This window comes from Sporosarcina aquimarina (assembly GCF_033253705.1).
Taxonomy (GTDB): Bacteria; Bacillota; Bacilli; order Bacillales_A; family Planococcaceae; genus Sporosarcina; species Sporosarcina aquimarina.
Map to the genome: position 1 here is coordinate 88,576 of NZ_JAUBDH010000004.1, position 22,573 is coordinate 111,148.

Here is a 22,573-nt window from a genome sequence, read left to right on the forward strand (position 1 = left end):
TATAATCTGTTTTTAACAGGTTGCTTCATAGCGAAGAAGGGGTAAACTAAGGAGAAGAGATAGTCGGAAAAGAGGGACGTGCATGTATTTTTCATTCAAGCATGATGATTGGGAATGGATTGAAGTGGAGCAGAAAGTGGATTTGAAGGCTGAACTCGCCCATCAATCTCATATGAGCAGTAAATGGCTCGAAACCCTTGAAAAAAACAAGCAAGATGTTATTGGAAACTTTACTGGAGTTGAAGGTGAAGAAGCGCTGTGGGGAAGGTTAACATACGACCAAAGTATGGAAAGTAAAAAGGACACTAAGACTTTCTCGTTTTTTTTAACAAAAGACACTTTGTTAACTTCACAGTTGAATCAGAATTTGTTTTCAGTAGAATCACGCGAAGAAATGGAACAAAAGCTTAATGTTTCTGCAAATGCAACTCAAGCTTTCATTGTGCTTATAAATACAGTACTGCATAAGTTTCTTGAACAAATTGATCAGTTTGAGTATCGGCTGCGCGAGCTGATTTGGGGCATTAAAGAAAACAACAATCTAGATTTATTGGAACGAATCGCTCAAAGTAGGCATGAGTTAATTATATGGAACAACCTAGTAATTCCTTTGGTAGAAATCCAGTTTACACTAAAAGAGACATTTGATGATAAGATCCTTCAAACTCCTGAATACAGTCGGCTGCGTACGAGACTAGATCGGATACGAATGCTCATAAAAGAGTACAGTCAAGAAGTAGAAGCCTTGACGGATATGGAGAATTTAGTTTCCAATCAACGAGGTAATGAAATCATCAAAACGCTAACTGTTATTACAACAATATTTACCCCTGCTGCAGTGTTTGGTGCGATATGGGGAATGAACTTTAAGTCCATTCCTGAGTTTGAATGGGCGCACGGTTATGCGTTTGCCTTAACGGTTATCCTTACGACGACATTTAGTTTGTTCTTTTACTTAAAAAAGAAAGGCTGGATGGGCGAAATCCTCAAAACAAAGTCAAATAAATCTATGTTCCGTTAAAAGTATCGAGGAGTGTATGAAATGACAGACCAAGAACTAGATAAGTTCCTTCATATTCGTACGGAAGGAACGATTGAAGTTTTACAAAGTTCAGCACACTACAATCGATACGAAGCTACACCGTATCAAGTGTTAGATGTGCTTTTTGATACATACCCTTTGAAACCAACCGATCATATTGTCGATTTCGGATGTGGTAAAGGCCGCGTCCCTATTTACAGTGCCTATCGGTTTAAAAACCATGCAACGGGTATCGATCTGAATGGAAGATTGCTGCAAGAAGCCTACGTTAATTTGGCTGAGTTCCGAGCAGGACAAAAACGTTCAGGCGGTTCAATTGAATTCGAGCAAAAGACAGCTGAAACTTATGAAATTCAAGCTGGACAAAACATATTTTACTTTTTCAATCCATTTTCTGTCGAGATCTTTCAATCTGTAATTGACAATGTCTTGAAATCTACAGAATCTAAAAAGCGGAAGGTAGATGTAATTCTTTACTACCCCACAAATGCTTTTGTGTTTTTCTTAGAAGAAGAGACCCCATTTGAACGGATAGAAGAAATACTGATACCCACTTTATCCATTGATAACGATGATGAAAGAATCTTGATATACCGATATGAATGAGAAATAGCCAGCCCATATAGGCTGGCCGTTTCAATATACGAATGATTTTAGCAGATCTTCCACTTTGTCTTTTGTAAGAGGACGTGAGTACAAGTAGCCTTGCACTTCATCACACCGCAGCGTACTCAAGAAAGAAGCTTGCTCTGCTGTCTCAACACCTTCTGCAATCACATCGATATTCAGGTTTTTTGCAAGTTCAATAATGGTCTTAATGATTGCAGTATTACTGCTGTTTAAATCTTGTAAAAATACCTGGTCAATCTTTAAGTGGGTAATGGGGAACTTACTTAAATAACTTAGGGACGAATAGCCAGTTCCAAAATCATCAATGCTTACACGAATTCCTTCGGTGTGAAGACGCTGTAAAATCTTTTGAGAATAGATGACATCTGTTGTCATGCTCTCAGTAATCTCTATATTTAAGTAAGCAGGATCTAACCCTGTCTTATGCAACACATCAAGTACTTCGTCTACAAAAGAGGGCTGCTTAAATTGACGGATTGAGACGTTCACACTCATGCGAAGACTTTGGAAGTTTTCACATTGCCAAGTTTTTGCTTGCGCGCAAGCAGTTTCAAGAACCCATAACCCAATAGGAAGAATAAGTCCGCTCTCTTCTGCTATTGGAATGAATGTACCCGGGGAGATAAGTCCTTTTGTAGAGTGGTTCCATCGTACAAGCGCTTCAACACCTGTCATTAAGCCAGTTTTCATGTCGTATTGCGGCTGGTAATATAGCTCTAATTCATCCTTGCTAATCGCTTGCCTTAAGTCCATTTCCAATAAAGTTTTCTCCATCAAATTATTGTTCAATTCTTGAGTGAAGAAACGAAATGTATTTTTACCTTGTTCTTTTGCCATGAACAGAGCCGTATCCGCATTTCGCAAGAGCCTATCATAATCTTCCCCATCTAAAGGAAAACGGCTGATTCCGATACTTGGGGTGATATACACTTCAATCGAATTGAATGTATAAGGATGTGAAATAGCATCAATGATTTGCTGTGAAACTTCATCTAACTTTTCTCGCTTCGTTTCTCTCAGCATGATAACGAATTCATCTCCGCCAAGACGACAAGCTAAATCGTCCGGACCAATGCAGCGAGACAATCGGTCAGCAACCGCTTTTAACACTTCATCGCCTATAAAGTGGCCAAGCGAATCATTAATGTTTTTGAACCGATCTAAATCCAAATACATAATTGAAAACTCACTATTGGCTTGCTCAATCGCTTCGCTGACGTCTAACTTGAATAACCTACGATTCGGTAACCCAGTTAATGAATCATAATAGGCCATATGTTCAACAAGTTTTTCAGCCTTTTTTCGATCAGTTATATCCATACAAGTACCTACTACTTCTACAACAACGTCATTTTCACGAACGGGTGACAAATAAATGATGAACGTGTGGTTCGAGTAGTCTATTTCAAAATGGCAGGACTTCCCTTTTAATGCTGCATGTATGTAAGGACGCAGCAGCGTAAGTTCTTTTTCACTAAAAGGATACGCTTCGGTTTTACTATTCAATAAAGTTTTGGTTAGGCCGAGCTTCTTACAAATTTGCCCTTCCAATAATGTAATGCGAATTTTTCCGTTTTCGTCTTGTTCATATCTGAAAATCGCATTTTGTAAATTTTCCACAGTCTTTCGAAAGTCATTTTTTAAAGCGGACTCCAACGCCTGTTCCGCTTCGATACGTGCAGTAATGTCTGAACGTATTGAAATATATTCATATGGTTTATCGTTACTATCTTTAAAAGGAACAATTGCGGTACTCATCCAATAAAACGTGCCGTCTTTGGCTCTGTTCTTCACTTCGCCTTGCCAAATCTGTCCGCTCTTTATCGTTTGCCACATATTAGCAAAGAATTCTTCAGGATGATGGCCAGAGTTAATAATCCGATGTGTATTACCTAAAAGTTCTTCTGCTGTGTACTTAGAAAGCTCACAAAATTTATCATTAACGTATTTAATAACCCCTGAAGCATCAGTTGCCGCAACAACGGAAGATTGATCTAGAGCTTCTTCTAGATTATGAAGCATTTGTAACGTGGCACTATACGCTTCGGATTGTATTTGTTCAGAAGTAATGTCCACGTCAATGGAAATATAATGAGTCGTTTTTCCCTCATTATTCATAACAGGAACCATTGTCGCGCTCGCCCAATAAGGAGAACCATCCTTCTTGAGGCCTTTTACGACAAACTGTCTGATGAGCTGATGGCTGTCTGCTTGATTCATCTCGTCAAACATTTCTTGCGGATCATGATTTGGAGATAATAATTGATAAGTATTGCCTATTAACTCTTGTTCACTAAATTTAGTTAGCTCACAAAAACGAGAATTTACATAGGTAATGATTCCATTTGTGTTTGTAATCGAAACACAGAACTTTTCTTCTAGTAACCGGGAGAGAGAAGTTGCATGTTGAACTTCTGTTAGCACCATAGTTTCAGAATCCTTTCTGGTTATAGGTGGTATATGCAAGACTTTAGGTACTTTTCTGACTGAATCCCATATTCAATGTAAACAAATGAGCAAAATTACCTAACTGCAATAATTTGATTATAACATTGTACCCTCACACCATCTAGTGTTTTATAAATGGAAATTGCAGTGCTCATTTCACTATCAATAATTTTATGGGAATGGGAATACCCTTGGCTGGTTGCGGCAAATGGAATAGGGGGGTATTATATAGAGTATATAAGGATTTATAAGAATATTATCGGCATTCATACTAAAGTTTACATAACTTCTTGAACCACTTTTTAAAATACACTAACACCACTAAGGAGCTGTCAGAAATGGAAGGACAGTTAGACAGAATTAGAAGAGATTCTTTAAAAAACAAAGTAGTTTCGGCAGAAGAAGCGGCGTCATGGATAGAAGATGGAATGACTCTTGGTCTTAGCGGCTTTACTCGTGCAGGAGATGCGAAAGCGATACCGGAGGCATTAGTAAAACGTGCTGAAACCGAAACGTTTAAAGTGAATGTGTTTACTGGTGCATCTTTAGGTCATGACATCGACAAATTATTTACAGAAGCAGGGATTGTCGATAAACGCCTACCTTTCCAAGCGGATCCAACGATGCGGAAGGGTATTAATAATGGAGAATTACTGTTTGTGGATCATCACTTATCCAACACATCTGAACTTGTACGCGGAGGCGTCTTACCCCAAATAGATATTGCAGTTATTGAAGCAGTCGCAATCGCTGAGGATGGTTCCATCATCCCTTCGACGTCGATTGGCAATTCTTTGATATATGCGGAACACGCAAAGGCTATTATTGTTGAAATCAATGTCGCCCATTCTGAAGAATGGGAAGGAGTTCACGATATATATGATCCAGGAGTCCTCGGTGACCGTGAACCGATTCCTTTGAAGCATCCTGATGAAAGAATTGGTACTTACGGAATTCCGATCGATCCTGAAAAAATAGCAGGTATTGTGTTAACAGAAGAATATGATTCGTTTTCTACGATTGACCAGCCGGATGATGAAACTGAAGTAATGGCTGAACATTTACTTCAGTTTTTACGCAGCGAAATTAAAGCAGGAAGATTAACTAATGAACTTGCACCTCTTCAGTCTGGAATTGGTTCTCAGGCCAATGCTGTCCTTCACGGGATGATCAATTCTGAATTTGAAAACTTGGAATTGTATTCAGAAGTCCTGCAAGATTCAGTATTCGAACTGATCGATGCGGGGAAAGTGAAGTCAGCTTCTTGTACTTCGATTACGGTCACAGAGGAACGAATGAATAAATTACGCAATAATTTATCGTTTTATAAAGAAAAGATTGTGATGCGGCCTCAGGAAATTTCGAATCATCCGGAAGTTATACGCAGACTCGGTACAATCTCGATTAATACAGCTCTAGAGTTCGATATTTACGGGAACGTAAACTCCACTCACGTGACAGGAACTAAAATGATGAATGGGATCGGTGGGTCAGGGGACTTCGCCCGGAATGCCCGGCTTGCTATATTCGTTACGAAATCACTTGCGAAAAAAGGAGCAATCTCAAGTTGTGTGCCATTTGTATCTCATGTGGACCACACAGAGCATGACGTCGATATTATAGTTACAGAACAGGGGTATGCAGACTTAAGAGGGCTCGCTCCTAAAGAGCGTGTACCGCTTATTATTAACCAATGTGCACATCCTTCTTTCCGAGATGAATTATGGGCATATTATGAGGAAGCTGCCTTACGCGGCGGGCATACTCCGCACATTTTGGAGAAAGCGTTAAGCTGGCATATTCGTCTTTCCGAAACGGGAACAATGCGTGAGTCTAAGGAAGGGGTGACACATCAATGAGAATTTCCATGTTTGGAGGCACTGGCCGAGTAGGGTCATTGATGTTGAAGCAGCTTTTAGAAAATGGACATCATGTTACAGCTCTTGCTAGAAATCCTGAAAAGGTTCCTCAGCATCCGAATCTGACAGTCATTCAAGGAGATGCAAAAGAGGCAGCGGCGATTGCTTCTACCATACTTGGATCAGAAGTTGTAGTCAGTGCCCTTGGCACAGACAAAACAACTACATTGAGCGATGCGCTGCCCGAGATCATTCAAGCGATGAAAGATGAAGATATAAAAAGAATTATTACAATTGGAACGGCAGGCATTTTACAAAGCAGAATCGATTCCAATCTGCTCCGTTATGAAGCAGGAGATTCGAATCGCAAACTAACGGCTGCTGCCGAAGAGCACCACGCTGCTTATCGTGCTCTTGAAGCGTCTGATTTAGACTGGACCATTGTCTGTCCTACCTATTTACCTGACGGAGAAGCAACAGGTAATTACCGCACCGAAGACAATTTGCTTCCAGAAGACGGTAAACAGATTTCAACTGAAGATACTGCAAACTTTGCTGCATTTGAGTTGTTTGCATGCAATCATCTTCGAGCTCGTGTAGGGATTGCTTACTAAGAATAGAAATGAGTTCTACTGACTGAAAAAACGTCCATTCCTCTATTAAAGGAATGGACGTTTTTTAGGATAATTGAGACAAAAACATGGTTGCGATGCCAAAGTAAATAAGTAATGACAATATATCGTTCAAGGTCGTGATAAGAGGACCTGAAGCAACAGCTGGATCTACTTTAAATTTGTTTAAAATTAAAGGGATCACTGTACCAGCAATCGTGCCGATGATTAACGTTGCAAGCAAGGAGATGCCGACAACAAATCCTAGCACCATATTGCCTTGCCAGAAAAATGCAATCACAGCAATCAGCAGTCCGCAAGTAACACCGATAACTATTCCTACGAATAATTCCCGTAACACTAATTTAATTGCCTTTTTCCAAGTCATCTCTTCCGAAGCCAGTCCTCTTACGACAACTGCTAATGATTGTGTTCCTGTATTACCTGTCATACCTGCAATCATGGGCATGAAAAAAGCAAGAGCCACTACTGCATCCAGCGTTTCCTCGAACTTAGAGATAATGCTCCCGGACACTAGTCCAATCATTAATAACAAAATAAGCCATGGTAATCTTCGACGTGCTGCGACAAGCGGTTTTGTTCTAAAGTCAATCGACTTTCCGGAAGCGAGCAGCATTTCAATATCTTCATCCGCTTCTCGAACGACAATATCCAAAACTTGTTCGCCTGAAATAGTACCTACTAGAATATTAGCGCCTGTTGTAATTGGAATAGCCTCGAAATCGTAGCGGCCAATTAGTCTAGCTACATCTTCTTGTTTGGTTAGTGCATCAACTTGAACTGGCTGGTCTCTCATGATTTCAGAAATGAGCTGATGCTCTTCCGACAAAAGCAAATCTCTAAATGTAACAACCCCAATTAATCTTTGACTGTCGTCTACCACGTAAAGATAATTCACGAAGTGAGCTAGATTTTCGAAGTTCTTTATCTTCTGCTCCGCCTCTCTCACTGTAGCATCTGGAGAGATCGGGATGTATCGATTGGTCATTACCCGTCCTGCTGTTTTAGCGGGATAGTCCATAATGTGCAGTATAGATTCCATTTCTTCGCGGCGCATCTGAGAGATTAAGTCATCCATCTTAGTTTTAGATAGCCCCGTAAGCAAAAAAGCTAAATCATTATTCTGCATCATATGTAATAGTTCAGTTGAACGGTCCGGGCCGATACTTTCCAAGACAGCGAGCTGCTCGTCTTTGTTGAGATAACGTAATATCTCGGTGATTTGTTGAATTGATAGCCACTCTAGAAACAATGATTTTCGTTTGCGGGGAAGTTCTTTGTACTGCAAAGCGATTTCATGACTTTTTAGTTCGTGAATAATTTCTAAGAAAGTATCTTTTTTTCCTTCGTTAAGCACTCGAATGATAGCCCTGCCTAATTTAGCCTTGTCTAATTTCTTTTTCACTTTTTCTTTTTGGAACAGCGCCAAAAGATTCACCCCACGATAACTATAATAATTTTTTCATCATATAAGCCATATGCCCTTTAGTTGAGACGAAGAAACAACCGAATGGTTAATGATTTGAATAATAAGTAGGTATTTTTGAATAAACATTCACTTTTTAGATAATTCATGTTTTAATAGAAAACATACACTTTCAGAAGGAGATGATTATTCGATATGAAAAAGACAAGGATTACCGGATACACATCTCCACCAGATCCAAGTTAGCCCCTTCAAAATAGAGTCACAAAATAAAGGAGGGACTTTAGAAAAATATCAATATTACAGTTTTATTACCGTTTTTGTAATTTTCGTGTTTAATTGAATTTTAATAGGGAAAAAGAAAATAGGGTGTACCACTAAATAGCCACTTGGCTAAAAAAGGGGAGTTTTATAGAATGGGAAAATTGAAATTGATGTTAGTGATGCTAATTGCATCCGTATTAATGCTGGCAGCATGCGGTAAAGATGACGATGAAAAATCGACCGGAAGTGCGGGCGACGGGGACGCTGGCTATGACTTAGTTAAAAAAGGGAAGTTTACGTATGCTGCAAGTGGTGTATACAAACCTTTCAGTTTTGAAGAAAATGGTGAGTTGACAGGTTTTGATATTGAAATTGGTAAAGCGCTTGCAGAAAAAATGGACCTTGAGCCCAACCCTGTGACGAATCCATTTGAAACGATTTTACAAGGTTTAGTTGGTAAGAAGTTTGATGCAATTATTGGTTCAATGGCATATACAAAAGAACGTGCTAAACAAGCGGACTTCACAGAACCCTATTACTATTCAGGCGGTATGGTTTTCGTAGCTAAAGATAATGACGAAATTAAGAACCCAGATGATTTAAAAGGAAAGAAAATTGGTGTAGTTGCACAGTCCACATACGAGCCCCCAGCTAAAGAACTCACTGATGACGTTCAATATTATACAAGCGACGTTGTAGCGCTAAAGGATTTAACTGTTAAAGGTCGTTTGGACGGCGTAATTACATCTGACGTAGTAGGTTTTGAGGCAATCGATAATGGATTTGAAGTCAAAGAAGTTGGAAAGCCGATGTGGGTTGAGCAAGCGTCTATCGCAGTCCACAAAGATAATCCTGAGTTAACAAATGCACTGGATGAGGCACTTAAAGCAATAATAGACGATGGCACATACAAAGAGATTTCAGATAAGTGGTTCGGTCGCGATCTGCTTGATATTGATTTGGAAGGTGTCGAGTTATTAGAATGAGTGAACTTCCCACCTATTTAATGGAAAGTTGGTGTGCCGGTGCCTGAGATATTTGTAACGTTTTATGAAGTATTTATGCAAACGTATAAAGGTTTTCTAAAAGCAGGGTTATTAACAATTGAAATCACAGCGATTGCAGTCGTGATAGGAACAGTTCTTGGTGTCATCTTCGCACTGATGAAGATTTCCAATTCAAAAATATTACAGACGATTGCAAACTTATATATTACGCTGATTCGGGGAACTCCGTTAATTGTCCAGATTATGTTTCTCTACTTTGGAATTACTTCAATCATTGTACTTGAAAACTTTTGGGCGGGTGCAATTGCCCTAGGTATTCATAATGGCGCATACATTGCAGAGATATTCCGCGGATCCATTCAAGGAATTGACAGAGGACAGCGGGAAGCTAGTCTTGCACTCGGGATGAATAGTTCTCAAACGATGAGAAGGATTGTATTCCCCCAAGCATTACGACGTGCAATTCCGCCACTGGGCAATCAGTTTATCATTACATTGAAAGACTCATCGCTAGTCTATGTAATCGGAGTATCTGAATTGTTCGGTTTGGCTAACCGTGTAGCAGCCTCCAACTTCAAACAATTTGAAACGTTTCTTGTAGTCGGTCTTTACTATCTTATTCTCGTTCTGATATTCACAGCATTACTCAAGTGGTATGAGAACAAACTGGACGTGGATAAATAATGGGGGCAGATTCTATGATTAAAGCAAATAACGTTCATAAGTATTTTGGGAAACTGGAAGTATTAAAAGGAATTGACATGGAAGTGCATCCTGGAGAAGTTGTCGTACTTGTTGGAGTCAGCGGCTCAGGTAAAAGCACTCTTCTTAGATGTTTAAACTTCTTAGAATTGACTAATGAAGGTACAATTACGATTGATGGAAAAAAGGTGAATCAAAAGAAGGATAATCTTGCAAAAGTTCGAGCTGAAGTGGGGATGGTATTTCAGCATTTCAACTTGTTTCCTCACAAAACAGTGCTTGAAAATGTAATGGAAGCACCCTTGATGGTAAAGAAGATGGAGAAATCAAAAGTCAAAACAATGGCGCTTGATATTCTGGAAAAGGTGGGGCTGTCTGATAAGGCAGATGTCTATCCAAACAAGTTATCTGGCGGTCAAAAGCAACGTGTGGCGATTGCCCGGGCACTCGCAATGGAACCGAAAGCACTGCTGTTTGACGAGCCGACGTCGGCGCTGGATCCCGAATTGGTCGGGGAAGTCTTGCAAGTTATGAAAGACTTGGCTAATGAAGGAATGACAATGGTGGTCGTTACCCATGAGATGAAGTTCGCGAAAGAAGTTGCGGATCGAGTGATTATGTTAAACGAAGGTGTTATTATCGAAGACGCAGATCCGGACACGTTCTTTAATCATTCGAAAAACGAAAGAACTCGGCAGTTTTTAGAAATGGTCAATGTCTAATTGAAAAAACCGGGGCCCTTGTCAACCATTGACGAGGGTCCCGGATTTTTCACCGTTTAGGTGTATAGTTCAATTCTTTAAAGAGACTTGTTCGCTCCATGTCGGTTAAATCACGCCATTGGCCAACTGGCAAATTCCCCAATGTTAAGTTCATAATTCGCATTCTTCTTAAACTGACAACATTATAGCCAAGTGCTGTACACATACGGCGAATTTGACGATTAAGACCTTGTGTTAAAGTAATGTTAAACTTACGAGAACCTAATTTCCGGACTTTACACGGCTTAGTCACGGTATCCAAAATCGGCACGCCTCGTTCCATCTCCCGTACAAATTCATCCGTAATAGGACGGTCAACGGTAACGATATATTCTTTTTCATGCCCGTGTTCTTCACGTAAGATTTCATTCACTATGTCCCCGTCATTTGTGAGTAATAGCAATCCGTCCGAATCTTTGTCTAACCGGCCAATGTGAAAAATACGGAGGGGATGGTTAACAAAATCGACGACGTTTCCATCAACATGACGTTCGGTAGTACTTGTAATGCCGACCGGCTTATTTAACATGAGATAGACGAGCTGTTCTTCGACAGATACCGGTTTTCCATCTACTTCTACTAAATCTCCTTCTTCGACCTTACTTCCAAGTTCAGCGGGCTCTCCATTAATAACAACGCGTCCTGCTTCAATCCATTTATCCGCACCGCGGCGAGAAGTGATTCCAGCTTCACTAAGAAATTTATTAATACGCATGAGACCCCACCTTGTCTGAATTCCATTTCTTTTATTGTAGCGTCTTTTAGCTGCCATTCAAAGCCTGCAAAATAATATATAGTATTCAGAAAAGATAATGATTGACAGAGAGTTAGATAGGATGTAAGATTGGGTACAACTTTCAGATGGGTAGTTGGTGTCGGGAGCGACGCCGCCCACGGGGAGCAGAGACTAGATGAGAAGAGCATAGCTGAGAAATCTTTGAAATAAGAAGAGTAGCATCGTGTTGGACGGATCCAGAGAGTCGGTGGATGGTGGGAACCGACCTGTCTAGCGGTGTGAATGGACTTATGAGAGCCATAAAAAATCTGTCGAAGGTCTTTTATGGACGCCATTCCCGCGTTATGGGAAGTGCTTATTAGCACACAAAGTGAGGATACATTTGTATTCTAATTGAGGTGGCAACGCGGATTTTTCCGTCCTCTGCAACCGGACTTAACTGTCTGGATGCAGGGGGCTTTTTGTCGTTTTAGGAACTTTTAATAGATTGGGGAGAGAAGAATGACAACCGAAAAAATAGGACTAAGAGTAACAGCTAAACGAATAAGCGGAGAGACCTTAACCCCCACCTTAGTCTATCTAAGATTGCAAGGCACACATAAGTTTTTATTGGAAAGTTCGTCAGGGAATACGAAAAAAGGCCGCTATTCTTTCATAGGTGCGAATCCTTTGAAATCGTACAAAGGCCATCCGGATGGCGTGGAAGAAACAAATTATCAAGAAGGGTCCTCATTTGTTCATGAAGGAGAGTTGTTTACCCTTTTGAAACAGCTGATGCCAAGAGTTACAGCAGACAGTGAATTTCCATTCACCGGTGGTGCCGTAGGATACGTTGGGTATGAAGCTGGAAGTGCGGATAAAACGGAAGTGATGGGTGAATTCCCAACTGCATATTTTAACATTTACGACACAATCGTTATCTATGATCATCAGCTAAACGAAGTGACTTTGCTTCATACAGAAATCCGGCCTGCGCACGAGTCACCTGATTTGGATGAACTTGCAGCAACGTTGCTAACGGGTGTTGCTGATGAAGAAACTGAAGTAACGCTATCAGACTTTCGCAGTGAAGTATCACAACAGCTTTTTGAAGAAAATGTACAACAAATCATCGGTGAAATAAAAAGAGGAAAAGCAGAGCAAGTTGTCCTGTCACGAAAAATGGAAGCAGATATAGAAGGCGACCCTTTCCAATTGTATCGCTTGTTACGTGAACGTAATCCTTCCCCTTACATGTACTATATGGAGTTTGCGGATCACATCGTCATCGGAGCATCTCCAGAAAGTCTAGTAAGCGTCCAGGAGAATAAAGTCCAAACGAATCCAATTGCAGGAACGCGAAAACGCGGACTTACTCACAAAGAAGATCTTGAATTGGAACAATCATTACGTGCAGATCCAAAAGAATTATCAGAACACGACATGCTCGTTGAGTTAAGTCAAAGTGAAATGAAACAGTTCTGTGATCCGGCAAGTGTCAATGTAGCGGTTTATCAAGAAATCGTGCGATATGAGCATGTCATGCATCTAGTGTCAGAAGTAACAGGTGATTTAGCTCCAGGCTTACACGCACTGGATGCACTAAAAACGAGTTTGCCAGCAGGAACTGTAACAGGAAGTCCTAAACGTATAGCGATGGAGATGATTGAAGAATTTGAGACCGAGAAAAGAGGCATTTACGGTGGTGCCATTGGTTATATAGGACTAAATGGAAATATCGACTTTGCACTTACGATCCGGACAATGATTGTGAAAGACGATGTGGTCAGTGTTCAGTCTGGCGCTGGAATAGTAGAAGCATCAAATCCCCATTCCGAGTTTCTGGAGACGGTCAATAAAGCCAAATCCCTGACGTCATTAACCAGTAATGGTAAGTAGAGAAATATGAATCGAGAAGAGAAGAGGAGAGAAGAGCTATGAAAGATTATATAGAGGCAACCCTATCAAATCGAAATTTAACATTTAATGAAATGAAGGAAGCTGCCAAGTTGTTATTTGATGAAGGTACAGACGCTGCTGAAATTTCAAAGTTGCTTACCGCTCTCGCCGTAAAGGGAGAAACGGCCGATGAAGTAGCGGCATTGGCATCGGTGATGGAAACGTACGCGCTCCGTCCAGAGTTTCCGGATCGTTCGTACATCGATAATTGCGGAACTGGGGGGGACGGTTGTAACAGTTTTAACATTAGTACAGCTTCTGCATTTGTCATGGCGGCATCCGGAGTACATGTCGCAAAACATGGGAATCGTAAAATTTCGAGTGCATCTGGCAGTCATGATGTCTTAGAGGAGTTAGGGATTCACAACGATCTGACGATGGCTGAAACAGAAGAAATGATGGAGCGGGTTGGAATCGCATTCTTATATGCACCAAATGTACATCCCAAGATGAAGAGAATTGGCGAGATTCGCAGGCAAATTGGTACTCCAACTATTTTCAATCTTGTAGGTCCTTTAACAAATCCAGTAGCACTTACTGCGCAATACACAGGAATTAATCGAAAAGAATTTGTTATGGAATACGCAGCTGTTCTAAGTATGCTAGGACGAAAACGTGCAGTAGTAGTGTCCGGGGCTGGCGGTGCGGACGAAGCAACGCTGGCTGGACGAAATACGTTAGTTCTCGCAGATAATGGAGATCTTATCCCATTTACGTTGACACCTGAAGACGTGGGGCTTATGCCTGCTAGCTTAGATGCAATTAGGGGTGGGGATGCAGCTCACAACGCGGCAATTATCCGATCCATATTTAACGGGAACCGTGGTCCTGAGTTTGACACAGTTGCTTTAAACGCAGGTATTGGCTTGTTTACTGAAGGTGCTGTAAAAACAGTAAAAGAAGGCGTAAGAATGGCAGAAGAAAGTATTCTTTCAGGAAAAGCTAAGCGGAGACTAGAGGACAGCGCCGAATTTTGCGCACAGCGATTGAAACAGGCGGTGAGCCAATGACGATTTTAGACGAGATACTCCGTGAAAAGGAAAAAGAAGTGACACAACTTTTAACAGAGCCGATCCATGAAAAAAGGATCCATGAAATCGAACGACCATCACTGCTCGACCGTATTCAAAATGCCAACCAGCTTCAAGTCATTGCAGAAATGAAACGGGCTTCTCCTTCAAAAGGAATGATAAAAGAAGGAGCGAATCCAGTTGAACAGGCTAAAATTTATGAACGTGCTGGTGCAGTATGTGTCTCTGTGTTGACGGATTCACATTTCTTTAAAGGATCATTTGATGATTTAGCGTCAGTAGCGAAGGTGATTGGAATTCCTATACTTTGTAAAGATTTCATCATTCATCCGATTCAAATTGACCGTGCTAAACAGGCGGGTGCCTCGGTCATTTTACTCATTGTTGCAGCGTTACCGGATGCGGATCTCAAAGCGTTACATGCATATGCAAAGTCACGCGGATTGGAAGTATTGGTAGAAGTGCATGATCGGACGGAATTGACGCAGGCATTGGAAATAGGTGCGCAGCTGATCGGAGTGAATAATAGAGATTTACGAACATTTGAAGTGGATCTTGCTAGGACAGAAGAAATAGCTCGAGTGTTTCCATTCGACTCTAATCACGTGCTGATCAGTGAAAGTGGAATTACTGGAAAAGAGGATGCAGAACGAGCGGCAGCAGCAGGAGCTGGTGCTGTATTAGTTGGAGAAGCATTGATGAGAAGTTTAACTCCTAATCATGCGATAGCAGAACTGCAAGTGAAGCGGATGGTGAATGAGCAATGACAAAAGTGAAGATTTGCGGACTTTCAGAAGTTCGACACGTTAAAGCCGCTGTAGAAGCAGGTGCGGATGCAATCGGTTTTGTTTTTGCTCCATCCCGCAGACAAGTCACGATTGAACAAGCTAAAGAACTTGCTGCGTACATACCAGAATCTGTCTTAAAAGTTGGTGTGTTTGTGAATGAAACCGCAGCTGAAATCCATAAAATTTTTGAGGCTGTTCCTTTGGATGTTGTGCAATTTCATGGAGATGAAACGCCGGAGTTCATCCAACAAGTGGGATTGCCTAGTATAAAAGCCTTTTCCATTAGAAATATAGATGATGTGCAAGCTGCTTCTGACTATAAGGCAACCCCATTATTTGATGCTCCGGGAATCGAGTACCAAGGGGGAAGCGGGCAGACGTTCAATTGGAATCTCTTGATGGGAGAGGACATTCAAAAGCAGCCTTTTATATTAGCAGGGGGCTTGGATACTCATAATGTTGCAGAAGCAATTGAGCGGGTTAAACCGACCATGGTGGACGTTTCCAGTGGTGTTGAGATCGAGAAGAGAAAAGACGAGGAACTGATCCGAGCATTTGTACGCGCGGTAAAGTCAAAAGATGAGGAGAGATATGCATGATTCAGACAGCAGAGGGTAAAGGAAGATATGGAAGATTCGGTGGACAATACGTTCCTGAAACATTAATGGGGGCATTGTTGGAACTTGAAGAAGCGCACGATGCTGCACTTGCGGATGCAGCATTTCTAGAAGAATTAACTGGTTATTTGAAAGACTTTGTAGGGAGAGAGAACCCGCTCTACTTCGCTGAGCGCTTGTCCGAAGCGGCGGGCGGTGCAAGAATTTACTTGAAACGGGAAGATTTGAATCATACGGGCGCTCATAAGATCAATAACGCACTCGGTCAGGCACTGCTTGCGAAGCGCATGGGAAAACAAAAAGTAGTAGCTGAAACAGGAGCTGGCCAGCATGGTGTTGCAACGGCAACAGCGTGTGCGCTGCTTGGTTTAGACTGCGTCGTTTTCATGGGGAAAGAAGATATCCGACGTCAAGAATTGAACGTGTTCCGAATGGAGCTGCTTGGAGCGCGTGTAGAATCAGTTGAAAAAGGAGTAGGGACGTTAAAAGATGCAGTGAATGAAGCATTGAGATACTGGGTTGCACACGTTGAAGACACGCACTATATACTCGGTTCTGCTCTTGGTCCACACCCGTTCCCAAAGATTGTACGTGATTTCCAGCAAGTAATCGGACAAGAAACAAGACGGCAGATACTAGACAAAGAAGGACGGCTTCCTGATGCGATCGTTGCCTGTATTGGTGGCGGAAGTAATGCAATTGGCATGTTCCATCCATTTGTAGCAGATGAGGAAGTTGCTTTGTATGGAGTGGAAGCTGCAGGGGGAGGACTCTCTACAGGAAAGCATGCAGCCGCGATTGCTGAAGCTAAAGAAGGTGTATTGCACGGTGCTTACATGTATGTACTGCAAGACGAGGATGGATTCATACAGGAAGCCCATTCTATTTCTGCAGGACTGGATTATCCTGCAGTTGGTCCAGAGCACTGTCACCTTAGTGATATTGGAAGAGTGACATACACCTCTGCGACGGATGCAGAAGCTTTAGAAGGTGTGCAATTGCTCGCGAGAAAAGAGGGGATTATTCCTGCGCTTGAAAGTGCGCATGCCATCCACTTTGCATTTGGTCTCGCCAAGAAGATGAAAAAAGACGAAATACTTGTAGTGTGCTTATCCGGGCGGGGAGACAAGGACGTTCACACTGTTCGTGAAGCATTAGGAGGCGAATCCCTATGAAGAAATTTTCGTTAACGGCTGCAATTCAGAAGCGTAATTCAATCAATCAATCTGCATTCATCCCCTATATGATGGCAGGTGACGGTGGGTTAGAAGTCTTAAATAAGCGTATTTCCTTCTTAGAGAAATCAGGGGCTGACGCAATCGAAATCGGCATTCCATTTTCAGATCCTGTGGCAGATGGAGAAGTGATTCAAGATGCAGGAAGCCGGGCACTTGCGCACGGTGTAACTTTGCGAAAAGTAATGCGAGAGCTTCAAAAAGAGAAGCATTCGATTCCCCTTGTCATTATGTCTTACTTGAATCCTATATTATCTTTTGGTATTCCTGAATTTGTAAAATCTTGTGAACAAGCAGCCGTTCGGGGGCTAATCATTCCCGATTTGCCTTATGAAGAGAGAGAGCTGCTAACGAATGCTCTTATGGATAAAGATATAGCACTTGTGCCTCTTATTTCTTTAACTAGTTCTAAAGAGCGCATCGAAAAGATTGCCCAAGCTGCAGAAGGATTTATTTATGCGGTTACAGTAAATGGTATAACAGGAATTAGAAATGGATTTGATGAAGAGTTGGGAGACCATCTAAATGAACTGAAACAGGTATCGAAAGTACCTGTCTTGGCAGGTTTCGGCATATCTACGCCAGAACAAGTCCGTGATTTTTCTTTACTTGCAGATGGTGTGATTGTGGGCAGTGCAATTGTCAGTGCGTTTCATGAAGAAAACTATGAAAAGATCCAATCTTTAATTGAAGCAGATCGGGTCATTGTTAAATCGTAGTATACAAAGAGTGATTCAGTGATCCATCAAACAACGGAGTCGTAAGGAATGTGAAACTTTTCCTTGTAAAAAACGTACAAATGAGGAAAGGAGGTGTGCGGGATGGATTGGAGTGACGTGAAATCAGAAATGGAATGGACTCATGAAAAAGTAACATCACTTGCAGGATGGTCCGTTGACGAGAAAACGGTACTTACCATTGCGGTATACTACGTTCTTGCACAACGTGATTTTAATCCGCCGAGTTTTTTACGGACGATGGAAGCGTTAGAAAACCGTACAGGATGGTTATCACCAGTCCGCGGCAATTTCTTACCAATGCTTGCTGCTTTTTTAGACAGTCCTGCCATCTCTGCTGATGAAGCAGTAGAGTTACTTTATACAAAGCAGAAAGTTATTCGAAAAGCCGGTTTTAAAAATACGGTCCATTCCTATTTAGCGGCAATGCTAATGACATCTAATCCCGCATCCTTCAAAGCGGAAGCAATTCAAGCAAAGCAGTTGTATGATGCCATGAAAAAACAACATTTTTTACTAACGTCAGATGAAGATTACTCCTATTCCATGCTGTTAGGTAAGGCGAAAAATAATCCTGTTGAACAAGCTGCTCTTATGCGCCAATATTATGATGTTTTACATAGGAGGGGATTCAAGTCAGGACCTGAATTGCAATGGCTCTCCCAAGTGTTAACGGTAGACTACTGTTCGTTTAGCCAAGAACTGGCTTCCCGCGCAGAACAACTTATGTCCCATATTCGTAAGCGAGTCAACTTAAAACCATTCCACTACCCTGTTATCGGGTTCATGACATTGTTAAACTGTTCCGACGAACAAGTGGAGGAGCTAATCGGCCTTACAAATTTCATCGCAAAAGGGGAATTGTTTAAGTGGCATAAGTCACTTGCTTTCTCTTTTGCTGCGGGTTATTTCCTTTTGAGGTTGATAGAAAATAAAAAAGCAGCCAAAATTTCCAGAGAAATGAATGTTTTAGTACAGCAAGCCATTATCGCTGCAACTGTAGCAACTATTGCTTCTTCCACTACATCTGCTCTCTCCTAAGAAGTTACATAACTTGCATGTAAAAACCCAGCCGATAATTCAAACGCTGGGTTTTTTGCATACGGCATTTTAGAATAGTGCTTCATATTTATATAAGAGAATTTGTGATAGACTTAAAGGAATATTGAATTTGTTGAGGAGGAAATCTGTTGAAAATACTGCCAAAAAGATTAAAACAAGGGGATACAATTGGGATTGTTGCGCCCGCAAGTCCGCCAAACCAAGAAAGCTTATTGAAATCTTTTTCGTTTTTGGAAAGTTTGGGTTTAAAATGGAAACTTGGGAAACACGTAAAAGACGTTAACGGATATCTCGCCGGTACAGATGAGGATCGTCTTAAGGATTTAGAAGAAATGTTTGCGGATCCAGAAATTGCAGGAATTTTTTGTGCTGGCGGCGGCTACGGTACTGCACGATATGCAGATCGACTTGACTATCAGCTTATTCAAGAAAACCCTAAAGTTTTTTGGGGCTTCAGTGACATTACATTTCTTCATACAGCGATTGCAAACTATACAGATCTTGTGACGTTCCACGGACCAATGCTTGCATCCTGTGTCGGGAAAGATACATTCCACGAACTCTCCGCTAAAATGTTTCAGCAATTATTTCAACCAATGGAATTGCATTACTCCGAGGCGATTAGTCCCCTCGAAACACTTTCACCTGGAGTGGTTTCCGGAGAAATGACAGGAGGCAATTTATCCTTACTTGCGAGTGGCATTGGGACGAAGTTTGAAATTAACACCAAAGGAAAGATTCTTCTTATTGAAGATGTCGGGGAAGAGCCTTACCGCATAGACAACTTGCTGAATCAGTTAAGGTTGGCAGGGAAATTTTCAGATGCGGCTGGAATTGTAATTGGAGACTTTGCAAAAGCCGAGCCTAAAAAAGAGCCTTCATTATCTCTTCAGGAAATTCTTCACCATTACACTGCAAACCTCGGGAAGCCGGTTTTAAGTGGTTTTAAAATTGGGCATTGTGAACCGCACTTTGCCGTTCCTCTTGGTGCGAAAGCACGGCTGGACGCAAATGAAAAAACACTTACGATACTGCCTGGCGTTGAATAAGAAAATAATAGATTGGGAAGGGGAATGATTGAACAATGGTACAAATGGATTCGGTGTGGATGTGTGCCGTACCAGTTGCAACAATCTGGACGTCACCTGAGTCAATTAGAGAACTGGATGAATCGGGTATTACAAATCCTATGAGCATGAATCGATGGATTGCAGCTATGACGCTTGAAGAACGCTTTGCACTGTGCAAGGAAAATAGCATTCAAAGTCAACTGATCTATGGAGAGCCAGTCATCGTAAAGGAGATTCAAAATGGATGGGCCAAAGTGATTGCCGTATGGCAGCGTTCCGTAAAGAATCGTTTTGGTTATCCAGGATGGGTTCCGGTTCAGCAATTGAAAGAAGCCGAGCCGGTTGGGGAATCTAACGGGGTGATCCGAGTTGACGTCTCTAAATGTCAGCTATGGAATCTGGACCAAACGCCAACCTCCATCGTTCTTCCATTCAACACGATTTTACCTAAAGTCGAAACGACTGAGGAGTGGGTTACCGTTAAAACGCCTGACGGTAAACGGCTAATACGTAAGCAAGACGTTTGTGAAGGGTCGTCCATTCATCACTTTGAAAAGTATCCCGCAAGCAAAGCTGCAGAGCGCGCAGTTGAATTTTTAGATCTGCCATACTTCTGGGGCGGGATGTCATCATACGGGTATGATTGTTCTGGATTAACATACAATATGTTCAAAGCATGCGGACACTTCATATCAAGAGATGCAAGTGATCAAGCGAATGAAGGCATCGCGATTCCTATTGACAGCCCGGATACTTGGGAGCGCGGTGATTTACTCTTTTTTGCAGATGAGTCAACGGGTAAAATCAGTCATGTCGGGTTTTACTATGGAAATGGTCAAATGATCCACGCGACTTCTTCTAAAAAAGGAGCAATCGAACTACGGGTTTTAGCAGAAACGCATTATGCGAAAAAGCTGAGCGCAGTACGTAGGTACGACAAGGGCGCTGGATCACTTTAAGACTTTAACTAGGAGGTGTATACTAGTTAGGTGAAAAAAGATGTGGTTAAAGAAAGGAAGAGCGATATGGTAGAATCACGAAAAATGAGTGAATCCAGAACAATACAAACGAAGCTTGTTTTACCGCCTGATACAAATCATCTTGATACGATTTTCGGAGGACAAGTACTCGCTTTTATAGATGAAATTGCTGCAATAACTGCTATGAAACATGCTCAAATGCCAGTTGTAACAGCATCCATTGACTCTGTTGACTTTCTGTCATCTGCTGTCGTCGGAGACGTGTTAGAACTAGAAGCAAATGTAAGTTCCACTGGGCGGACTTCTATGGAAGTATACGTCATGGTGCACTCATCGAACCTATTAACGAATGAAACCAAACTTACTACTGAGTCATTTTTGACAATGGTCGCAATCGGGCCTGACAATCGTCCAACTCCAGTGCCAAGTGTGGTGCCTGAGAGTGAAGGAGAGAAAAGGATATTTGAATCAGCTCCAGCTCGTAGATTGCACCGGAAACAGCGTTTAGAAATGAAGCACTAAAGAGAGCGGCCGCTAATTAGTAGCGGTCGTTTTATTTTATGCCATTTAATCGACGTATATTTCAAGTGAAACCTTCCCTGAACCTAATCCGTATAGTCAGAAAAAGGGGGATTTTTACAATGAAAGAAACAATGCAAGAGCGACAAATGGCACTTACCTTATTGAAAAACGAATATAATCGAATTAGCCGCAGGTTGACTGATGCTGAACAGCGCCTGCAAACAGCGATTTCAGAAAGTAGACGATTAGAACGTCAGCTCACAAAAGAGCAGCGTGATGTCATGAAACTCGGCAAATTTTCTTTTTTGAACAAACTGAAAGAATTGACGGGAGCATGGGATCAGCAAATGCAAAAGGAAATTGCAGAGGCGGCAGAAGCTGAAGTTGCTTTTAATGAGGCGCAAAAGCATGTGGAGGATCTTACACAAGAAGTAACAGTATTAAAAGAAGCATCCCGCAACCCGGACTATGTGCATCTTCAGGAAGACTGGATAGAATTCATGCAGGAAAAGGAACTATGGATCCGGCAAAATGACTCTGCCTCTCAAGCCACTTTGCAAAAGATTGCAGATGACAGAGTCCGGTTGCGTTCCATGATACGGGAAGTGAAAGAAGCGAAGGAAGCTGGAGTAAAGGCGGTTCGAGCGCTCGATCAGGCAATTGGCAAACTTAGTAATGCAGAAGGTCTATCTATGTGGGACACTTTTTTGGGCGGCGGCCTGCTTGTCTCAGCATTGAAGTATTCCGAAGTCAACAGCTCGGACGACCTAGTCCATCAAGCGCAGCGTGCACTTCGTCATTATGAAACAGAATTAATGGATGTCCAAGAAGCTGCAACAGCATCATTCCAAGTGAATCGAAACGATATTTTTACATTTACAGATCTTTTCTTTGATAATATATTTTCGGATTTTGCTGTTCACTCGCGCATTACTGAAGGAAAAAGTAAGTTGAATGAAGTGTTACAAGACGTTCGTCACATTCAGGCTCAATTGGACCGAAAGTTGGATGAGGCTGCTGCAGAACTGGCTAACTTGGACGCTGAAGAAAAAAGCATTCTCTTAGCATGAGCAGATGGACATTCAA

21 protein-coding genes and 1 other annotated feature are annotated in these 22,573 nt (G+C 41.7%); of the genes, 18 read left to right on the forward strand and 3 right to left on the reverse strand.

What is annotated here, in order from left to right:
- The first annotated feature begins 82 nt into the window (after nt 1–82).
- Nucleotides 83–1,021 carry a magnesium transporter CorA family protein gene (locus QT716_RS07570; protein ID WP_317935459.1) on the forward strand — a complete coding sequence of 313 codons (939 nt, stop codon included), beginning with the start codon at nt 83–85 and terminating at the stop codon, nt 1,019–1,021.
- A gap of 21 nt (nt 1,022–1,042) precedes the next feature.
- On the forward strand, nt 1,043–1,648 hold the full coding sequence (locus QT716_RS07575; protein ID WP_317935460.1) for an SAM-dependent methyltransferase: 606 nt from the start codon (nt 1,043–1,045) through the stop codon (nt 1,646–1,648).
- A gap of 30 nt (nt 1,649–1,678) precedes the next feature.
- On the opposite strand, the gene QT716_RS07580 is transcribed toward QT716_RS07575, so the two are convergent.
- Nucleotides 1,679–4,099 (reverse strand): EAL domain-containing protein, encoded by a 2,421-nt coding sequence (locus tag QT716_RS07580; RefSeq protein ID WP_317935461.1) that lies wholly within the window; start codon nt 4,097–4,099, stop codon nt 1,679–1,681.
- Nucleotides 4,100–4,458: 359 nt separating this feature from the next.
- On the opposite strand from QT716_RS07580, the gene QT716_RS07585 reads away from it, so the two are divergent.
- Together QT716_RS07585 and QT716_RS07590 are read left to right on the forward strand one after the other, a co-directional pair.
- The gene (locus tag QT716_RS07585) at nt 4,459–5,979 is read left to right on the forward strand and encodes a succinate CoA transferase (RefSeq protein WP_317935462.1); all 1,521 of its coding nucleotides are present in this window, start codon (nt 4,459–4,461) and stop codon (nt 5,977–5,979) included.
- Nucleotides 5,976–6,593 carry an NAD(P)-dependent oxidoreductase gene (locus tag QT716_RS07590; protein ID WP_317935463.1) on the forward strand — a complete coding sequence of 206 codons (618 nt, stop codon included), beginning with the start codon at nt 5,976–5,978 and terminating at the stop codon, nt 6,591–6,593. The genes QT716_RS07585 and QT716_RS07590 overlap by 4 nt, the downstream gene beginning before the upstream one ends.
- Nucleotides 6,594–6,657: 64 nt before the next feature.
- On the opposite strand, the gene mgtE is transcribed toward QT716_RS07590, so the two are convergent.
- The gene (mgtE, locus tag QT716_RS07595) at nt 6,658–8,040 is read right to left on the reverse strand and encodes a magnesium transporter (RefSeq protein ID WP_317935464.1); all 1,383 of its coding nucleotides are present in this window, start codon (nt 8,038–8,040) and stop codon (nt 6,658–6,660) included.
- Between the two features lie 413 nt (nt 8,041–8,453).
- On the opposite strand from mgtE, the gene QT716_RS07600 reads away from it, so the two are divergent.
- The 3 genes from QT716_RS07600 to QT716_RS07610 are packed head-to-tail and all read left to right on the forward strand — an operon-like array spanning nt 8,454 to nt 10,732.
- Nucleotides 8,454–9,287, forward strand: coding sequence for a transporter substrate-binding domain-containing protein (locus QT716_RS07600; RefSeq protein WP_317935465.1), 834 nt, complete (start codon nt 8,454–8,456; stop codon nt 9,285–9,287).
- Between the two features lie 39 nt (nt 9,288–9,326).
- Nucleotides 9,327–9,992 (forward strand): amino acid ABC transporter permease, encoded by a 666-nt coding sequence (locus QT716_RS07605; protein WP_317935466.1) that lies wholly within the window; start codon nt 9,327–9,329, stop codon nt 9,990–9,992.
- A 14-nt stretch (nt 9,993–10,006) separates the two neighbouring features.
- On the forward strand, nt 10,007–10,732 hold the full coding sequence (locus QT716_RS07610) for an amino acid ABC transporter ATP-binding protein (RefSeq protein ID WP_317935467.1): 726 nt from the start codon (nt 10,007–10,009) through the stop codon (nt 10,730–10,732).
- 49 nt (nt 10,733–10,781) lie between these two features.
- Here QT716_RS07610 and rluF read toward each other — a convergent pair whose 3' ends face one another.
- Nucleotides 10,782–11,486: a 23S rRNA pseudouridine(2604) synthase RluF gene (gene rluF, locus QT716_RS07615; RefSeq protein WP_317935468.1), complete on the reverse strand. Its 705-nt coding sequence runs from the start codon at nt 11,484–11,486 to the stop codon at nt 10,782–10,784.
- A gap of 213 nt (nt 11,487–11,699) precedes the next feature.
- Nucleotides 11,700–11,934, forward strand: a binding site (T-box leader).
- Between the two features lie 74 nt (nt 11,935–12,008).
- Here rluF and QT716_RS07620 point away from each other — a divergent pair.
- The 11 genes from QT716_RS07620 (at nt 12,009) to QT716_RS07670 (ending at nt 22,557) form a co-directional block, all read left to right on the forward strand.
- On the forward strand, nt 12,009–13,385 hold the full coding sequence (locus QT716_RS07620; RefSeq protein WP_317935469.1) for an anthranilate synthase component I family protein: 1,377 nt from the start codon (nt 12,009–12,011) through the stop codon (nt 13,383–13,385).
- Nucleotides 13,386–13,423: 38 nt separating this feature from the next.
- Nucleotides 13,424–14,455, forward strand: coding sequence for an anthranilate phosphoribosyltransferase (gene trpD, locus QT716_RS07625; protein ID WP_317935470.1), 1,032 nt, complete (start codon nt 13,424–13,426; stop codon nt 14,453–14,455).
- On the forward strand, nt 14,452–15,243 hold the full coding sequence (gene trpC, locus QT716_RS07630; RefSeq protein WP_317935718.1) for an indole-3-glycerol phosphate synthase TrpC: 792 nt from the start codon (nt 14,452–14,454) through the stop codon (nt 15,241–15,243). Before trpD ends, trpC begins: the two co-directional genes overlap by 4 nt.
- Nucleotides 15,240–15,863: a phosphoribosylanthranilate isomerase gene (locus QT716_RS07635; RefSeq protein WP_317935471.1), complete on the forward strand. Its 624-nt coding sequence runs from the start codon at nt 15,240–15,242 to the stop codon at nt 15,861–15,863. Before trpC ends, QT716_RS07635 begins: the two co-directional genes overlap by 4 nt.
- Nucleotides 15,860–17,056: a tryptophan synthase subunit beta gene (gene trpB / locus QT716_RS07640; RefSeq protein WP_317935472.1), complete on the forward strand. Its 1,197-nt coding sequence runs from the start codon at nt 15,860–15,862 to the stop codon at nt 17,054–17,056. Before QT716_RS07635 ends, trpB begins: the two co-directional genes overlap by 4 nt.
- Nucleotides 17,053–17,835, forward strand: coding sequence for a tryptophan synthase subunit alpha (gene trpA, locus QT716_RS07645; RefSeq protein ID WP_317935473.1), 783 nt, complete (start codon nt 17,053–17,055; stop codon nt 17,833–17,835). Before trpB ends, trpA begins: the two co-directional genes overlap by 4 nt.
- A 102-nt stretch (nt 17,836–17,937) precedes the next feature.
- Nucleotides 17,938–18,894: a DUF4003 family protein gene (locus tag QT716_RS07650; protein WP_317935474.1), complete on the forward strand. Its 957-nt coding sequence runs from the start codon at nt 17,938–17,940 to the stop codon at nt 18,892–18,894.
- 149 nt (nt 18,895–19,043) lie between these two features.
- Entirely contained in the window at nt 19,044–19,964 is a 921-nt protein-coding gene (locus QT716_RS07655) for a S66 peptidase family protein (protein ID WP_317935475.1), read from the forward strand.
- Between the two features lie 44 nt (nt 19,965–20,008).
- A complete protein-coding gene (locus QT716_RS07660) occupies nt 20,009–20,944 on the forward strand; it encodes a C40 family peptidase (RefSeq protein ID WP_317935476.1) in 936 nt (311 codons plus the stop codon).
- A gap of 66 nt (nt 20,945–21,010) precedes the next feature.
- Complete coding sequence (locus QT716_RS07665; protein WP_317935719.1) at nt 21,011–21,487, forward strand: acyl-CoA thioesterase; 477 nt, start codon at nt 21,011–21,013, stop codon at nt 21,485–21,487.
- Nucleotides 21,488–21,606: 119 nt separating this feature from the next.
- Complete coding sequence (locus QT716_RS07670) at nt 21,607–22,557, forward strand: hypothetical protein (RefSeq protein ID WP_317935477.1); 951 nt, start codon at nt 21,607–21,609, stop codon at nt 22,555–22,557.
- Nucleotides 22,558–22,573: the final 16 nt, after the last annotated feature.

What these genes read in the sequence shown, in the direction of transcription:
- QT716_RS07570 (WP_317935459.1), top strand. Translation starts at nt 83, where the DNA reads ATGTATTTTTCATTCAAGCATGATGATTGGGAATGGATTGAAGTGGAG.
- QT716_RS07575 (WP_317935460.1), top strand. Translation starts at nt 1,043, where the DNA reads ATGACAGACCAAGAACTAGATAAGTTCCTTCATATTCGTACGGAAGGA.
- QT716_RS07580 (WP_317935461.1), bottom strand. Translation starts at nt 4,099, where the DNA reads ATGGTGCTAACAGAAGTTCAACATGCAACTTCTCTCTCCCGGTTACTA.
- QT716_RS07585 (WP_317935462.1), top strand. Translation starts at nt 4,459, where the DNA reads ATGGAAGGACAGTTAGACAGAATTAGAAGAGATTCTTTAAAAAACAAA.
- QT716_RS07590 (WP_317935463.1), top strand. Translation starts at nt 5,976, where the DNA reads ATGAGAATTTCCATGTTTGGAGGCACTGGCCGAGTAGGGTCATTGATG.
- QT716_RS07600 (WP_317935465.1), top strand. Translation starts at nt 8,454, where the DNA reads ATGGGAAAATTGAAATTGATGTTAGTGATGCTAATTGCATCCGTATTA.
- QT716_RS07610 (WP_317935467.1), top strand. Translation starts at nt 10,007, where the DNA reads ATGATTAAAGCAAATAACGTTCATAAGTATTTTGGGAAACTGGAAGTA.
- rluF (WP_317935468.1), bottom strand. Translation starts at nt 11,486, where the DNA reads ATGCGTATTAATAAATTTCTTAGTGAAGCTGGAATCACTTCTCGCCGC.
- QT716_RS07620 (WP_317935469.1), top strand. Translation starts at nt 12,009, where the DNA reads ATGACAACCGAAAAAATAGGACTAAGAGTAACAGCTAAACGAATAAGC.
- trpD (WP_317935470.1), top strand. Translation starts at nt 13,424, where the DNA reads ATGAAAGATTATATAGAGGCAACCCTATCAAATCGAAATTTAACATTT.
- trpC (WP_317935718.1), top strand. Translation starts at nt 14,452, where the DNA reads ATGACGATTTTAGACGAGATACTCCGTGAAAAGGAAAAAGAAGTGACA.
- QT716_RS07635 (WP_317935471.1), top strand. Translation starts at nt 15,240, where the DNA reads ATGACAAAAGTGAAGATTTGCGGACTTTCAGAAGTTCGACACGTTAAA.
- trpB (WP_317935472.1), top strand. Translation starts at nt 15,860, where the DNA reads ATGATTCAGACAGCAGAGGGTAAAGGAAGATATGGAAGATTCGGTGGA.
- trpA (WP_317935473.1), top strand. Translation starts at nt 17,053, where the DNA reads ATGAAGAAATTTTCGTTAACGGCTGCAATTCAGAAGCGTAATTCAATC.
- QT716_RS07650 (WP_317935474.1), top strand. Translation starts at nt 17,938, where the DNA reads ATGGATTGGAGTGACGTGAAATCAGAAATGGAATGGACTCATGAAAAA.
- QT716_RS07660 (WP_317935476.1), top strand. Translation starts at nt 20,009, where the DNA reads ATGGATTCGGTGTGGATGTGTGCCGTACCAGTTGCAACAATCTGGACG.
- QT716_RS07665 (WP_317935719.1), top strand. Translation starts at nt 21,011, where the DNA reads ATGGTAGAATCACGAAAAATGAGTGAATCCAGAACAATACAAACGAAG.
- QT716_RS07670 (WP_317935477.1), top strand. Translation starts at nt 21,607, where the DNA reads ATGAAAGAAACAATGCAAGAGCGACAAATGGCACTTACCTTATTGAAA.